Annotated in this window: 14 protein-coding genes and 1 pseudogene; 8 read left to right on the top strand and 7 right to left on the bottom strand. The window is 55.4% G+C overall.

From position 1 onward, the window contains the following. Positions 1-33: 33 nt before the first annotated feature. The 4 genes from ACR0J2_RS19025 to ACR0J2_RS19040 all read left to right on the top strand — a co-directional run bounded on the left by ACR0J2_RS19025 (position 34) and on the right by ACR0J2_RS19040 (position 2,731). On the top strand, positions 34-477 hold the full coding sequence (locus tag ACR0J2_RS19025) for a copper chaperone PCu(A)C (protein ID WP_171676687.1): 444 nt from the start codon (positions 34-36) through the stop codon (positions 475-477). After that, on the top strand, positions 477-1,103 hold the full coding sequence (locus tag ACR0J2_RS19030) for an SCO family protein (RefSeq protein ID WP_171676685.1): 627 nt from the start codon (positions 477-479) through the stop codon (positions 1,101-1,103). Before ACR0J2_RS19025 ends, ACR0J2_RS19030 begins: the two co-directional genes overlap by 1 nt. After that, a complete protein-coding gene (locus ACR0J2_RS19035; RefSeq protein WP_171676683.1) occupies positions 1,100-2,467 on the top strand; it encodes a M23 family metallopeptidase in 1,368 nt (455 codons plus the stop codon). The genes ACR0J2_RS19030 and ACR0J2_RS19035 overlap by 4 nt, the downstream gene beginning before the upstream one ends. A gap of 99 nt (positions 2,468-2,566) precedes the next feature. Beyond that, positions 2,567-2,731, top strand: a complete 165-nt coding sequence (locus tag ACR0J2_RS19040; RefSeq protein WP_170481525.1) for a hypothetical protein — start codon at positions 2,567-2,569, stop codon at positions 2,729-2,731. Positions 2,732-2,783: 52 nt separating this feature from the next. Here ACR0J2_RS19040 and ACR0J2_RS19045 read toward each other — a convergent pair whose 3' ends face one another. Next, positions 2,784-5,117, bottom strand: a complete 2,334-nt coding sequence (locus ACR0J2_RS19045; protein WP_171676681.1) for a heavy metal translocating P-type ATPase — start codon at positions 5,115-5,117, stop codon at positions 2,784-2,786. 188 nt (positions 5,118-5,305) lie between these two features. On the opposite strand from ACR0J2_RS19045, the gene ACR0J2_RS19050 reads away from it, so the two are divergent. After that, positions 5,306-5,578, top strand: coding sequence for a hypothetical protein (locus ACR0J2_RS19050; protein WP_171676679.1), 273 nt, complete (start codon positions 5,306-5,308; stop codon positions 5,576-5,578). Between the two features lie 42 nt (positions 5,579-5,620). Here ACR0J2_RS19050 and ACR0J2_RS19055 read toward each other — a convergent pair whose 3' ends face one another. Together ACR0J2_RS19055 and ACR0J2_RS19060 are read right to left on the bottom strand one after the other, a co-directional pair. Next, positions 5,621-6,283, bottom strand: a complete 663-nt coding sequence (locus ACR0J2_RS19055) for a L,D-transpeptidase (RefSeq protein ID WP_171676677.1) — start codon at positions 6,281-6,283, stop codon at positions 5,621-5,623. A gap of 511 nt (positions 6,284-6,794) precedes the next feature. Beyond that, the gene (locus ACR0J2_RS19060; protein ID WP_480813479.1) at positions 6,795-7,739 is read right to left on the bottom strand and encodes an aldo/keto reductase; all 945 of its coding nucleotides are present in this window, start codon (positions 7,737-7,739) and stop codon (positions 6,795-6,797) included. Positions 7,740-7,772: 33 nt separating this feature from the next. On the opposite strand from ACR0J2_RS19060, the gene ACR0J2_RS19065 reads away from it, so the two are divergent. Both ACR0J2_RS19065 and mgrA read left to right on the top strand, forming a co-directional pair. Next, a complete protein-coding gene (locus tag ACR0J2_RS19065) occupies positions 7,773-7,979 on the top strand; it encodes a hypothetical protein (RefSeq protein WP_480813480.1) in 207 nt (68 codons plus the stop codon). A gap of 76 nt (positions 7,980-8,055) precedes the next feature. Beyond that, complete coding sequence (gene mgrA / locus ACR0J2_RS19070; protein ID WP_170808341.1) at positions 8,056-9,123, top strand: L-glyceraldehyde 3-phosphate reductase; 1,068 nt, start codon at positions 8,056-8,058, stop codon at positions 9,121-9,123. Between the two features lie 336 nt (positions 9,124-9,459). Here the strand turns inward: mgrA and istB are convergent, their stop codons facing one another. From istB to ACR0J2_RS19090, 4 genes and pseudogenes are all read right to left on the bottom strand, one after another. Next, complete coding sequence (gene istB / locus ACR0J2_RS19075) at positions 9,460-10,215, bottom strand: IS21-like element helper ATPase IstB (RefSeq protein WP_480813481.1); 756 nt, start codon at positions 10,213-10,215, stop codon at positions 9,460-9,462. Then, a pseudogene (gene istA / locus ACR0J2_RS19080) lies at positions 10,212-11,693 on the bottom strand (IS21 family transposase). The gene istB and the pseudogene istA overlap by 4 nt, the downstream one beginning before the upstream one ends. A 476-nt stretch (positions 11,694-12,169) precedes the next feature. Next, the gene (locus tag ACR0J2_RS19085) at positions 12,170-13,459 is read right to left on the bottom strand and encodes a glycosyltransferase (RefSeq protein ID WP_170808343.1); all 1,290 of its coding nucleotides are present in this window, start codon (positions 13,457-13,459) and stop codon (positions 12,170-12,172) included. A 7-nt stretch (positions 13,460-13,466) separates the two neighbouring features. Next, positions 13,467-14,585, bottom strand: coding sequence for a GntR family transcriptional regulator (locus ACR0J2_RS19090; RefSeq protein WP_480813482.1), 1,119 nt, complete (start codon positions 14,583-14,585; stop codon positions 13,467-13,469). Between ACR0J2_RS19090 and ACR0J2_RS19095 the strand changes: the two genes are divergently transcribed. Continuing rightward, positions 14,569-15,639 carry a polyamine ABC transporter substrate-binding protein gene (locus ACR0J2_RS19095; protein ID WP_170808339.1) on the top strand — a complete coding sequence of 357 codons (1,071 nt, stop codon included), beginning with the start codon at positions 14,569-14,571 and terminating at the stop codon, positions 15,637-15,639. The two genes, ACR0J2_RS19090 and ACR0J2_RS19095, sit on opposite strands and share 17 nt — an antisense overlap. The last annotated feature ends 41 nt before the right edge of the window (positions 15,640-15,680 follow it).

A 15,680-nucleotide genomic window follows, 5' to 3' on the forward strand; every position in this document is an offset into this window, starting at 1 on the left:
AGACTCACTGCAAAAAATACATTTCCAGCAGGAATGCTAAGTGCATTCGGTCTGACGGCCATTCTATCGGCACCGGTACTGGCAGGGGTCGATGATGTTGTCGTTGAAGATGCCTGGTCGCGCGCTTCTATTGGTACCAACCGACCTGGCGTCGCTTACATGACGATCCGCAACACCGGCAACGAGGCCGTAACGCTGACGTCTATCCGCACCGATCTTGCGATGATGCCCGAGATCCATCAGACATCGACCAATGCAGAGGGCGTCAGTTCCATGGCACCAGCTGGCGAGCTGGAAATTGCGCCGGGCGGTTCCGTAGCGCTTGAGCCGGGCGGGCTCCACGCAATGCTCATGCGGCTGCAACGCCCTATGACCGAAGGCGAGAGCTTTACGCTGACTCTTATCTTTGCCGATGGCGCAGAAAAGACTGTCAACGTGCCGATATTTGGCATTGCTGCGCGAGGCCCTGGGAACTGATGCAGCGGCGACGCGTTCTCAAATTCGGGGCTGCTGGACTTGGTGTAATCGGCCTGACACTCTTTGCTGGATGGTGGCAAGTGGATGGGCCGGGAGCGGCTCAATCTGATCGCCTTCGTCCCCTTGCGTTGTCGGGCATGAGTTTTCGCATGGTCGATCACGAAGGGACTACCGTCACCCCGCAATCGCTGGTCGGACGTGCAACAATGGTGTTCTTCGGCTTTACCTACTGTCCGGATGTTTGCCCGACGACACTCTCAGATATTTCCCTCTGGCTGGATGATCTGGGCAATGACGCGGATGAGGTGAACGTCGTGTTCATAACTGTAGACCCTGAAAGAGACACCGTTGAAGCCATGGCCGATTATGTCAGCTACTTTCATCCGGCAATTCGCGGATGGGTCGGCGTTTCGGACCAAATCGCTCAGGCCGCGGACGATTTTCGCGCCACTTATGAAAAAGTTCCAATGGAAGATGGCGACTACACAATGAACCACACTGCAAGTGTATTTCTGTTTAGCCCCACAGGCGAATTTGTCAGCACCATCGACTATCATGAGCAGAAAGAATTCGCTGTACCCAAGATCCGCCGCGCTTTGAAAAGTGGAGCGGATACAACATCATGAACGCACGATTTCTAGCAACCTCGGCGATCGCGATCAGCAGCGTCTCGATTGCTTCGATCATGTTCATTGCCTCGAACAGGTCTGAAATGACGGCGCCTGCGCCCACGGTCTTTCAGGTGCCCAAACTTCCTGCGGAACCGCAGATCACATCGGCTCCGTTGCTGAACGTACCATCGGCAGAACTCGCTCCAAGCCCCGTATCGATTCGACCTGCTCAGCCGGAACCCATTCAGGCAGAGGAACCTTTGCCACCTGTTGAACCACCTTCACGAACATGGACGCGCGAGCTTGCAGTGGGTGACACACTCGACAGTATGCTGTCTGACGCGGGGATCGACGCAACCGATCGCGCCGAAATCGCACTTGCACTTGGCGCTGAATACGACTTGCGGCGCTTGCGGCCGGGTCACTCGATAACAGTCGTTGCAACGGCAGCGGATCAACTGCGGAGTGTGGAGCTCGCCGTGGACGATGGCGTGAGAATTGAAGTGACACTTAGCGAGACGTTGTCCACGCGCGTGGTCTCACCGGAACCCGACACTGTCATTCTGGCCCGCAAAACAGAGATCGAAACTTCGATCTCAAATGCTCTGAGCAGCGCAAAGATCCCGGTTCGTTTTGCGGTGGATCTCGCTCAAATGCTGAGCGGCACAGTGGATTTTCGACGCGATCTGACCGGTGGCGAAACGCTTCGGCTTCTCTGGCGTGAAAAGAGCATTGATGGCGAGAAGGTAGGCCAGTCCGAGCTCATTTTTGCGGCGCTGGAAGTTGATGATCGGCTTTACGAAATAGCATGGCCAGACGACGACAACGGTCGCGCCACGATCTATGTTGATGGTGAACTTCTTCGTGTCTTTGCCCAACCCGTCGAAGGCGCGCGCCTGAGTTCAGTCTTTGGTCGGCGAAAACACCCGGTCTACGGCAATGTGCGGATGCATACAGGTGTCGATTTTGCTGCTGCACGCGGCACGCCGGTACATGCGACAGCTCCGGGCCGGGTATCCTATGTTGGTTGGCGCGGGGGGTATGGGCGTGTGGTGGAAATCGCTCATGGATCGGACACGGTCACGCGATATACGCATCTTAGCGCAACCGCCGAAGGTCTATCCAAAGGTCAGCGCGTGGAGGCTGGCGAGATGGTTGGCCGTGTCGGGTCGAGCGGCACTGCGACCGGCCCCAATCTTCATTATGAAGTATTGGTTGACGGGCGCCCAACGGACCCGCTTTCTGACGATCGACTTGCTGCCGCTGCGAACAACGAGGTTGAAAGCGAAGCAGCGCGAAAACGCTTAAGAAATGCTCGGGCACAGCTTGAGGAACAGCTGGGCAATCCCGTCGCAAAAAAACGCGAATCTAGTTCGTGAGAGTTTCTTAAAACGGCTTCAGGAGCGCGGCTATCAGTTTGCAGGTATGCGCGCCTGAAGCGGACTGCACTCCAGAAGAACCAAATCAGAGGATGTAAAATGATGGCAATCGCGGGGGCCTTGGTTGGCGCCGTTTGGGGTGGGGTCCTGGCAAAGCGCCGGAATGGCAACAGCCTTGATATTCTTCAATACGCTACAGGATATGCCATCGCTTTTGGCCTGGTGGCGTTTTTTCTTTCGATCGCAGTTGTGCGCCTGATGTAACGCGCCAGTAAGCGAGGCGAAAGCCGGACACCTTGAAGTCCGGCTTCCACTCTTATGTGGTCGCAGCGCCTATTCCCTGCGAGCCAAGGGTATTTGCCGCAGTCTGGGCGGTGTGATCTTCCGGAGCTTTCAGAAGCCGTAAGGCATTGGCCACGACCAGCAAGGACACTCCGACATCCGCGGCGATTGCCCCCCACATGGACGCCAAACCAAAACCCGTCAGAGTGACAAACAATGCTTTGGTCGCAAGTGAGAAGCCGATGTTCTGACGGATGATCGACATGGTTCGACGTGAATGGTCGATCAGCCAGGGTACTTTAGCGATGTCATCAGTCATCAGAGCAATGTCTGCGGTCTCAATCGCAGCATCAGACCCAACTGCACCCATCGCAACTGCATAATGTGCCCGAGCCATCGCAGGCGCGTCGTTGACGCCATCGCCGATCATCGCAACCATCTCGTGCTGTTCTGCCAGTTCCTCAATCGCAGCGACCTTGTCTTCCGGTAGAAGCTGAGCCCGGACTTCGTCGATACCGACTTCGGCTGCCACCGCTCTCGCGGTTTGTTCGTTGTCACCTGTCAGCATGATGATCGACTTCACGCCCTGCGCGTGGAGCCGGGCCACAATGTTTCGGGCTTCGGGGCGAATGCGGTCCCGCAGCTCAAGCAAGCCGGTGACTCCGTTCTCATCCCCGACAACCACAAGTGTGCTTCCCGCGCTCTCAATTTGGTTGCGCAATTCGGCAGGGATGGACGCGCCAAAGCCCTTCTCTTCAGCGAAGCGGTCGGAGCCAAGCCAGATACCTCCGCGCTCGGTGCGGCCGTCCAGACCACGACCGGGAACGGTCTGGATGTCTGCAGCCGCCGATATCGAAATGTCGGTCTGTTCTGCCCTGGTCAAAATGGCGCGGGCCAGCGGGTGTGAAGATCGAACCTCAAGGCTGGCAGCGCTTGCCAACAGCTCCTGCTCGGATGCGTCGCCCAGCGGATACACATTGGCCACTTCGGGCTCGCCCATGGTGATCGTGCCGGTCTTGTCCATGGCCAGTGCGGAGGTACGCCCGGGGGCTTCGATATATGCACCGCCCTTAATCAGAACCCCGGCCCGGGCCGAAGCGGTCAAAGCCGCAACGATTGAAACCGGCGTCGAAATGACGAGTGCACAGGGGCAGGCGATAACCAGAAGAACAAGTGCATTGTAAAACCAGAAGCCCCACGATGCGCCAAATGCAAGCGGCGGGATCAGGGCGATAGCCACTGCGACGACCATAACGATGGGCGTATAGATTCGCGCAAATTTCGTAACCCACTGCTCAACCGGCGCACGGCGAGCATGAGCATCACCGACCATCCGGATGATCTTGGCAAGCACGGTATCGGACGCTGTTTTCGTTGCACGTATTTTGAGGGTGCCTTCACCATTGATTGTGCCGGCATAGACCTCATCACCCAGCTCTTTGGGAATCAGCGCGCTTTCACCTGTGATTGGAGCCTGGTCAACGGCACCCGCCCCTTCGATGACTTCGCCGTCAAGTGGAATGCGATCCCCACCCCGAACGATGAAGCTGTCGCCGACAAAGACATCCGCCGCCGGGACCGTTGCCTCTGAGCCGTCAGCACGAACCAGCCGAACCGTCGGGGGGGCCAGATCAAGCAGCGCGGATACCGCGTTCCGAGCACGTCCGACACTCCAGCTTTCCAGATAAAGAGAGAGCGAAAAGAAAAAAGCCACAGTTGCCGCTTCAAAAAACTCACCCAGAGCGATGGCACCAGCGACGGCAACAACCATCAGAAGGTTCATATCCGGCGAAAGTCGATGCGCCGAAGACCAGGCCTTGGGGGCCACCAGCCAGACGCCAAACAAGATCGCGACTGCGAACAAAGAGGCCTCGGCTAAAGGCATCGGAACCTCACCATGTCCCGAAAACAGCCCGAGCGCACCGCCCATGCCTGTTTCGAAAATGTGCCAACCAAAACCTGCCGCCCAAAACCCTCCGCTGAGTGCGGTGAACCGCCGCTGCCGCGCAATATGCGTCGCCTGATCCTGGGCGGCATTTCCGTCATCCCAAGGTTTGGCGGTCATACCGGTGCTGGCAACCAGCAGCATGACATCTTCGTCAGATATCTTGGCAGAACTTTCAAGAAGCGTCATTCGACCGTTGATGACATCAAAAGCGAGATGCTCTTCACCACCAACTTTCGGGCCGATAACCCGGTTCAGGATCGCAACCTCTTCGGCGCAATCTAGGCCAGAGACCTGAAAGCTTCTGCCACCTTCGGGAATCGGACCGGAGGGCGCGATGTCACCACACCCGCTACTGCCGCACGCGTTGTGACCTTGTATATTTTCGTGGCCATGGTCGTGGTTGTGGGTATCGGATGACATAGTTAGACCTCAAGAATCTCTGCGGTCCTTTGCAAATAGTTCCTACAGCAACTAGAGCTTCAATACCTTTTTCAATCTTTTTCAATCCGGTTCGTTGCCCGCGATATTGATGCTTCATTCCTTCTTGCGGGCTGGCCGTGTGGGTGCAACCTAGTTGCAGAAGACGTAAAAAAATTTGGAACAGGTCAATGCTGAAACGGATCGCAATTACCATCACGTTAGTCTCGATTACTGCCGGTTGCTCAGCCCAATTCACAGAGGGCAAGAGTAAAGCACTCGAACCAGGCAATCTGCCAGATTCGGTCGTTGCGCTGGCAGGGCCGGGGCAGGATCTGGCTACGGCACGCCTTTTACCAGATGACAATTGCTTCTGGTATGAGCACAGCGGACCTGTCGAGACGACATTGGTACCACTGCGCGCGACGAATGGCGCTCCGATCTGCGCTGCGCGCGACGCCTGATCAAAAAAGAGAGCAGCGAAGTCCGTATACGCTGCCCAATATTTAAGAGCGGGCTTTGACGCTATCTTCGGCCGAGTATAGAAAAGCGGTCGAGCCGATTTTTACATTTGGGTAGAGATCATTGATATGAGCCATGATCATTCTCACACATCCAGAACTTGCGCGACCACCGATGCTTCTGGGCTGAGGTGTGCCGTGAATTCTGAGATATGTATCTCGACCCCCAACGTATAGGTAGAGAGCTCGAGAGCCGAGAGCATTACTTGGCCCGGGTTCCATGCCATCCCGGAATTCCGCGTATTCGGGGTTGCGCTCGATCATTGAAGCCGTTGGCGTCCAATGTGGCCACTCGACCTTGCGCCGGATAGCATAGGTACCGGGCTCGTAAAGATTCCCACGCGCGATCGCTACGCCATAGCGCATTGCTGTCCCGCCTTCCTCGATATGGTAAAGATAGCGCGCGACGGCATCGACATGGATGTCACCAGGAACCAAACCATCATTTGCTACGACACGTCGTGGTAAAAAACGGTCATGAACGCCCCATGGATTTGAGGTCGCTGGATCGTAATCAAATGGCGTGACCTGGCTGTCCCAATAGGTCTTTTGCGACGAGGTTGGCCATGTTTTGGCGATCAATGGACTGGCCGCAGACGCCGAGAACAGTGCTGTGGTTGATTGAATGAAATGGCGCCGTGTCAGCATAAGTCTCGTCCTGGTTCACAAGTGTAATGTGGTTGCATCGCCTTTTTGCGATCAAATTCGAGTCTTAAAGCCTCTAGCAGCTAGAGCTTCAAGAGGTTTTAGGCAACACTTGGTTTATCCAGTCGATCATGTTGCCGGTTGCGCAACCACTGCTTTGATCGAGTTTGCTTTGGATTTGGTAATAAATACAACTGCAAGAACCGAAATTTCTATTGTAGCCGCTACATAGCCCAATTGGCCCTAAGCTGCGTATTTGGGCGTTATGAGGAACACGACGTGAACACGCAGCTATGATGTGTAACTTTTGAGTCTGCGAGGCTTGAAGACTGTCACATTAGGGAGAAATCGACCCATTTGAGACAGCATAATTCGTCACATTCGCATGTCTCCTACGGGTCTACCTTTTTGTGACGCGATACTGACAGCCGCCGTTCGCTCATGGCGCGGCGGATTAAACGATAGAGCCCCAAGCAGTCAATTGGCAAAACAGTATCCTATCCGAAAACCGACTCTACGCTTCTGGATCCTCCGAAGATTTCCCGAGCTCAGCGAGGTCCTCCCAAACACCTTCAGGAATGGACCACTCTGCCCATTCCATCGCCTGTTGAACATGCTGAGGCCATGTCACTCCGCAAATCGTCGAAGTGATGTCGTCATTTTTCAAAGAGTGTTGCAACGCGACCGCCCCGACTGGGACATCGTAGTGCCCGCATATCTCTTCAACAGCACGTATTGGCGCAAGTACTTCATCATCTGCAGGTCGATAGACATAAAAGCGATGGATCGCGCTGCCTCGGGCAAGCGCACCCCCGGAATAAGGTGCCGCGTTCAATATCGAAACCCCTCGTGACTTCGCGAGTTCTATCAGAGGTGCCGCGTTGTCGTTTACCAGCGTATGCCGGTTGTGTGTCAGGACTACGTCAAAATCCCAACCCTCCAAAATTGGCATCATCAAGTCGATACGTCCAGCTGCGATTCCGACCGCCTTTGCCAGACCTTCCTCCTTGATGCGGAATAACTCTTCAATCGCGCCACCCCGTCTTTTGACCTCAGATAGATCATTTGCATATTCGACATCATGGACGTGGAGTATATCGACGCTGTCGACACTTAGGGCCGAAATACTTTCCTCGAATGACCTACGTGTCTGAGAAGCATCAAAGGCACCGGTTTCCATATCCCGGTCGACTTTGGTGGAAAGCACCCGCCCGGCCGGCCAACCGCCAAGCTCACGAATGACTTTACCTATGCGCTCTTCACTTCGTCCCATGGCATAGCAACGGGATGTGTCCAGGAACGCATTTGGCTGCGAAAGAATTGCCCGAATTGTATCAATCGCGCGCTCTTCCTCAACCTCATACCCATAGATCTCCGGAATACTGCCCAACCCTGTCGACCCAAACCCGATGCGAGGGACTCGTATCCCTGTCTTACCAATTTCGCGTAGCTCTGCCATGCCAACCTCCCAATTGGATCTGGACATTCACAGATGTTGCGCCAGTGGTTTATTGAAAACAAGTCAGGCATGTCGCTGGAGTTACTTTCCGGCCTCAACGCAATTGTTCAAGCTGCAAATTTACCAGGCTTTTTCGCGAACGACCGGTTTGTCTGCGCAGCTGTCGTTCACGCCGAGCGCAGCGAAGTCAAAAAGGCCTACGGCCGAGTTTCGGCCGCAACTTCTGTTCGTTGGAAGTGATTGCAGCAGGCTTTGCTGATGCCTGATTGCGATCTCGTTGAATTGACAAGGTGTGATGATCTAGGATTATGGAAAGATGAGCAAAGTGCAACGCCCTCCGAAACCCCGACCGCACCCTTATCTTCCTGATCCCGATCGCTATGAGCAAATGGTCTATCGCCGTTGCGGTCAGTCTGGCATAAAGCTACCCGCGATAAGCCTTGGGCTGTGGCACAATTTCGGTGGGGATACGCCGCAACTGACAAAGCGCGAGCTTTGCCGGACTGCCTTTGATTTGGGTATTACACACTTTGATTTGGCAAATAATTATGGCCCGCCGCCGGGATCGGCGGAAGAAGCATTCGGCGAAATTTTAAAAACTGATTTCGCAGGCTATCGGGACGAACTCATCATATCAACCAAGGCCGGCTATGACATGTGGCCAGGTCCTTATGGGGAGTGGGGATCACGGAAATATCTTGTGGCATCATGTGACCAGTCGCTCAAGCGGATGGGGCTCGACTACGCAGATATTTTTTATTCCCACCGGTTTGATCCGGATACCCCACTGGAAGAGACTATGGGCGCTCTGGACTATATCGTGCGCTCCGGGCGCGCACTCTATGTCGGGATTTCAAGCTACAACTCGCAAAGAACGCGCGAAGCGCTTGCCATCTTGAAAGACCTTGGAACACCATGCCTGATCCATCAGCCTTCCTACAACCTGCTTAACCGATGGGTTGAACACGACGGGCTATTGGACACGCTTGACGAAATGGGCGTCGGATCGATTGCGTTCACGCCTCTTGCACAGGGTATTTTGACATCGAAGTATTTGAACGAAATTCCTGCGAACAGTCGGGCGACCCAAGGCAAGTCGCTCTTGGACGGTATGATCAACGAACGTTCACTGGCGAGTGTCCGGGCTCTAAACGAGATAGCGGCATCGCGCGGTCAATCATTGGCGCAGATGGCGCTCGCTTGGGTCTTGAGGGGTGATCGGGTAACGACTGCACTTATTGGCGCTTCTCGACCCGAGCAGATCGTGGATTGCGCCGGTGCGGTCGAAAATATGGAATTTACCGACGCGGAACTCTTCAGGATTGATGAGGTCAGTGCGGAAGAGGACATTAATTTATGGGCGCTATCCTCGGAAACTGCGTAGGATTGCTGACGACTGTTATTTTGGTGCGAAAAGCTTTCTTGTACGATCGCTAGACACTTCCGGTTCGGGCTAGAAGCGGTCTTGCGGCGAGTCAGCAGCTCGACTTGCAACCTAGTCCCAAAAGCAGTCATTACACTAGTTGAGCTGATCTGGTGTTTTCAAAGGCTTGGCCGAATGCTCTGACAATCGGCTTGTCAACGGCGGCGTAAAAACCGGCCATGGGACGGAGCAAATGCCGTCCACTGATTGGGTGACCGGCGCCTTGGCAAACGCGCTCCCATAAAGCTGGCGATTGCCAAGGCGTCTTGGTCCGCCAGGACCAATCTTTTTTGTGTTTTAGGAATTCTGCCGAGCCCTGCTCTGTGCCAGGCGATAGCTTTCTCCGTTCATCTCCAGAATGCTGACATGGTGTGTCAGCCGGTCGAGCAAAGCGCGTGTCAGGCGCTCTGATCCGAATGTTTCCGTCCATTCATAGAAGGACAGGTTCGAGGTGATCAGGATGGAGCCGCGTTCGTACCTCTGGGAGATCAGTTCGAACAGCAACTCAGCGCCGGTTTTGCTGAGGGGCACGAAGCCCAGTTCGTCGATGATCAGCAGCTTCTGTTTCACGAGTTGCTTTTGAAGCCGCAGGAGCTGGCGCTCGTCTCGTGCTTCCATCAACTCGTGGACGATTGCGGCAGCGGTTGTGAAGCGAACCGCCAGGCCTTTCTGGCACGCGGCCAGGCCGAGGCCGAGCGCCACGTGGGTTTTACCGGTGCCGCTGGGGCCGAGGGCAATGACGTTCTCGCAACGGTCGATCCATTCGCAACGGGCGAGTTCGAGTACCTGCATCTTGTTGAGGTTTGGGATCGCGGCAAAATCGAAGCTATTGAGGCTCTTGGTCGCGGGGAATCTCGCGGCCTTGATCCGGCGTTCGATCATGCGCCGTTCCCGGTCGATGAGTTCGAGCTCGATCAGACGGGCCAGGAACTGGACGTGATCTCTCCCTTCGGCAGCGCAGAGCCGAGCCTGCTTGTCGTAATCCCGCAGGATGGTCGGCAGCTTCAGCTTTTTGAGTTGGTGGTTCAGCAGGATCTGTGGCGTCTCCTTCATGTCGAGGCACCTGTTGTCAGGCACATGTAGCTGGCCGGAGATGTCGTCGCCACCTTGACCGGTGGCAGGAACGGTTAGACATCCAGATCGAGCCTCGGCGGCCGCCGCTCCACCCGACACAGCACCAGATGCTTCACTGCATCAAAACTGATTGCTCCCATCTGGAGAGCCGTCTTCACGGCAGTATGAACCTCCTCCATCTCGAAGTTTTCGAGCAGCCGTAGGACCCGCACGTATTCGCGCCGTCCGGCTTTCAGCATGCGTGCCTCCATTAGCTTCTGGAGAGTATCAAACGCCTTGGGAAGCTCCCATCCGGCCAGCGGAGCCGCCTGTCCTAGAGCGTTTATCTTCTTCTCAATCAGCGGCAGGTAAAGAACCGGATTGAAGACCATGTCCTCGCGGTTGTAGCTGCGAACATGCCGCGCGATGACCTCACCACCACATCCGGTGACCACCCGGTCAACATAGGCGCGGATCCAGACATCGCGATGGCCGTAGGCAACCGGCACGGAATAGTCGTTGGTCTTATAGCGCAGCAGCGACAGGGAACTGACCCGGCCCGATGCCTGGTCACAGGCTTCGAAGGACCGGGCGGGAAGCGACGCCATGATTTCCAGATCGAGTTGAAGCCGCTCTCCAATCGTCTGATTGTGCCCGCGCAGCTTGTCGTTTTGGCGATTCCGGCACTGCTCTTCGAGCCAGTTGTTGAAGGCATCCCAAGTCGGATAACTCGGGACCGGCACCATGAAGTTGCGCCGGGAATAGCCAACCAGCCCCTCGACGGACCCCTTGTCGTTGCCCTTGCCAGGACGCCCATAGCGGTCCCGGATCACGTAGTGGGACAGCATCTCGCTGAACATCCGAGCGCGTCTGCGAGTTCCGTCGGGCTCGATCTTCGCCACAAGGCACCGGTCGTTGTCGTACAGGATCGACTGCGGAACCGCACCGAAGAACGCAAAGGCATAGACGTGCCCGTCCATCCAAGCCTCGGCCGTTGCCGCTGGATAGGCTCGAACGTAACAGGCATCGCTGTGCGGCAGATCCAGGGCAAAGAAGTGAGCCTTCTGCTCAATGCAACCGATCATCACCACTGCTTCGCCGAAGTTGGTCTGAGCATGGCCCGGTGCATGATTAAGCGGTACGAACAACTCGCGATGCCGTCGACCCTGCTCCCGGACATAGTCCTTGATGATGGTGTAACCACCCTCGAAGCCATGCTCATCGCGAAGCCGTTCGAAGATCCGCTTGGCCGTATGCCGCTGTTTGCGCGGTCGCTGCCGATCTTCCGACAGCCATTAATCGATGATCCCGGTGAACCCATCCAGCTTGGGCCGCCGGATCGGTGCTGACCGCCGGTATCCCGGCGGGACCGAGGACGCCAAGACCTTGCGAACGCTGTCACGAGATATCCCGAAATGCCGGGCCGCTTCTCGCTGGCTCATACCCTCGGCACAAGCCAAACGAACTTTGCGATACATATCCACGGTGAAGATCCTCCCACCCTCACTCCGTCAAAAGAAAGGGCAAAGATGGACGACTTTTACGCCGCAGCAGCAGGCTCATCCCGCCGCTACCGTGGTCGACTTTCTCACCGCCGTTCTCACCACGATAGGGGCACGTGACTGAAAAGGAAAAAGACCGGCGCAAACGCGCCGGCCAGTCCAATAGGGAGAATGCAGAGTTGACCTCTGCATTGTGCAGTCACCACATAGATTTGGCGTTAGTTGGACCTCTTTGTGGACTATTGTGCGGTTGTGGCTTCTTTACCGGCACAGCAAGCTACTGAACTTCAGACAATGGTTGCTCCGTCCGCAACTCGGTCATTGATGCGCTGCGCAACGAACAACCGCTCCGAGCCCAAACCGACACTTTAGGTTCAGTGATTTAGAGGTCGTTGCGATGTACCCTTCCATCCTTCTTGACGAAACGGATGACCAACGGGACTAAACCAGTTTCAGTTATGTTCCACACAATCCAAGATTTTCTGAGCAGCTAACTGAACCGACTTTCTGAACTGCATGATCTCTGAGTTCGCGGTCAGCCGGGCCTTCATCTCTGTGTTCCCCAGTAGTTGGTTAATCGCATTCTCCAACTGATCCGGTGTCCAGTCCCATCGGTTTAGCCTGAGGCCGACACTGGTATCAACTGCCCGCTGGGCGTTGTCATGTCCGTCCCAGCAATAGGGGAGGATAAGCGACGGAGCCCCGAAATACAGTGCTTCGCAAAAGCTGTTGTTACCGCCGTGGTGAATAAACAGATCGCATTGTTCAACCACGGAAGGCTGCGGGAACCATTCCTGCAGGTGAACATTGTCTGGCACTCTGGAATAGGCATCGATCTGGGCCCCGACATTGACCAGAAACCTCATGTCCATTGTCTTGAATACGTCGAAGAGGCTTTCAAAGAATGTGATATCCATGGCACCCAGACTGCCAAAACTCACGTACACCAGAGGCCCGTCGTTACGGGGCATTTGAGGTACACGGCAGGGACCTTCCTTGCGTACGCAGCCTTCGAGAAAGGTGAATCGTCCAGGGTCCAGCATCTGATCACGATCATGGCGAACGATAGAAGGCGCCAAAAGAAGGTTTTGATGCGGTGATATTTCTAGGAACTCACCTTCAGGCAATAGCTCAAGCCCCTTATCCTGGCGAAAATTGTTGTAGCGAGCATGAATTGGGCCAAGGGTCTCCAGGTACTGGTCTCGGAATGCCGCACACCCGGCAGCGTCAGATGCCGGCAGACCGGACAGGTACGGCGGTAGGCACTTGTCTGGCAACTCGGTTTCCGCGCAGGAAATGACCCTGACCCATGGGCGCTCGGATCGTACGATGGCAGGGAACATGATGACGTTGTCGAGGACGACGACATCCGGGTTGACCCGCTCTAGCGCCGATTCCAACCCCTGTTCGACCGATTCCGCTGTCTCGACGATTGCGTTCCAAACGGGCTCCACATAGGTGGTCAGTTGGTCAGTTGGATGCATGTTAAAATGCGGCAGATGATGGCTCAGGAATTCCTGCCAGTAGGTCTGGGTTTCCTCTTCTGTCAACTCTGACTGAACAGGGACGGCGAGCTCGTCAAAACCGTAATCTGCGAATACGCCACCAAAGCCACCGTGGGTTAGGAAAACGGGGTGTGCACCCATTGCGCGAAGTTCCTGAGCGATCCCCACACAATTCAGTGCTGCCCCAAAACTAGCTTCGGGGAAAAACGCGATTATGGGTGCTTCCTTGCGGCTCATCATTCACTCACCGGATTGACCCGCGGGTTGTTTGGACTAGCGCCGGAGCACCACGATTGGCTACGCTGGGCCTTTGGTGCATTGAAAGCCGCAAATGCACCCTCATCTGATCCGCCGCAAGATCGAAATGACCCTGTTCGATGAAATCAAGTATACGCAGATGTTCATCGAGCGCCTGCCGCATCCGAAAGTCGATCATACCGAATGATCCGCCTGGCAGGTGGCGCAACCCATGATGGGCCATGAGAGCAGAAGCTAGATACTGGTTTCCGGACGATCGAGCGATGAGCTGGTGAAAGGCAAGATCCGCGTCTTGGAAATCCTGGCTATTGAAAGAGTTTTCCGACTGCGCCAGAAGCGCTTCGGTCTGGCTGCGGACCAGATCGGCGCGCTTGGTGTCCAACTTGAAACCGTCGGACAGAATGGCCTGAGGTTCCAGTATCAGACGAAATTCGTAGCTCTCTATTCGTCCGGAGCGGTCTCCCGGCATGCGCGTGAAAACCCAGGATTGACCTTCGGCTTTCTGAATCACACCCTGGGCCAGGAGGGCTTCGAGCCCACGCTGTGCAGCGCTGCGGGAAACCGAATATCTGCGGATCAGGTCTGTGACATTGATGGCACCGCCCAGGCGTCGGGCGCCGCGATCTCGTAGGATGGCACCAGCGAGATCCACACCTGCTCCGACCGCATGTTGGTTGAGTATCGAATGCCCCTTTTCGGGTTCGCATTCTAGGACAAACCCGCCTTCTGCCGCCTTGCGTGCCATCCCCTCCTTTTCCAGCAGCCTCAATGCGGATCTAACCGGAGTGCGAGAGACGCTGCACGAATCAGCAAGGGTTTTCTCCACCAGTCTGTCGCCCTGATGCAAATCGAGATCCATCGCAACATCCAGTATTTTTTGAGCAAGTTTCAAGTGTTTGCTTGGTGGCATAAGAAGACGGCTTTCGTCGTGCCTAATTAATATACAATAAAAACGGTATCTTAAATGGCTTCGCTGGGCCATACAAAAATGATTCAAATAATTGTTGAGTTTTATTTCATCAAAAAATACCGTGATTGCATCAAATATCTCGCCCCAGAAGCGAGCGCGGATGTCAAGGGAGGAAGACATGATCAACAAGTTCACCAATTCGTTCCGTTTGCCATTTGCTTGGCTCACCGCCGGGGCGGCCTGCGCACTCAGCGTATTCGCCGGAGCGGCCCAAGCAGAAAAAATCGTGATCTCGAACTGGGACGGCTACATGCCGCCGGACCTGCTGGAGAATTTCACAAAGGAAACCGGTATCGAGGCCGAGCTCTCGGTGCATGGCACCAACGAAGAAATCATGGGCAAGGTCGTAGCCGGTGGAGGCAAGGGCTACGACGTTCTTTTCGTCTCGTCGCCTTTTGCCGAGGCGTTAAACAACCTGGGGCTGGTGGCCGCAATCGACCACGACAAGGTTCCGAATGCCTCCAACCTGTATGACGATGCTAAAGAACTAGCCCATGATCCGGGCAACAACTATTCAATGCCATACGCTTGGGGCACGACGGGCTTATGCTACCGGTCAGACCTGATGGCAGAGCCAACTTCGTGGAACGATCTGCTCAAACCCTCTGACGACCTTAAAGGCAAAGTGACAATGCTCTCGACGGATCGCTGGCTGATGGGGGCCGCTGCGCTAGCTCTCGGAAAGTCGCTGAACGATACGTCGGATGAGACGTTGGCGGCTGCAAAGGACCTGCTGGTTGCGGCGAAGCAGGATCTACTGGCCTACGACGACGCAACTTTTTATCTGAAGTTGGTATCGGGCGAAGCAACGATGGTTCACGCCTGGGATGGCTGGTGTAACTACGGCATCGGTGAAAACGCGGACATCAAGTACACGATACCATCAGAAGGATCGGATCTGTGGGTAGATGCGCTAGTCATCACGGATGCATCTGAAAACAAAGACGCCGCGCATGCCTTTGTGAACTATGTCTTGGGCGCGGACGTCGGTGTCTGGGTTGCCAGCAATATCCTTTACAAAACGCCAAACAAGGCTGCGATGGAGGCGCTGGACCCGTCCTTGATCGAAACCTTCCCGAACATGGGGATGTCGCCTGCAGACCTTACCAAGTACGAGCAGTTGCGCGATCTCGGCAATGGCCAGAAACCCTTTGCACGGACCGTGACCGAAATCATGGCCGCACAGTAAGTGATCAAATCCTGAGCAAAACCCGACCCGAACAAAGGGTC

Source organism: Ruegeria sp. CG4, from assembly GCF_056537185.1.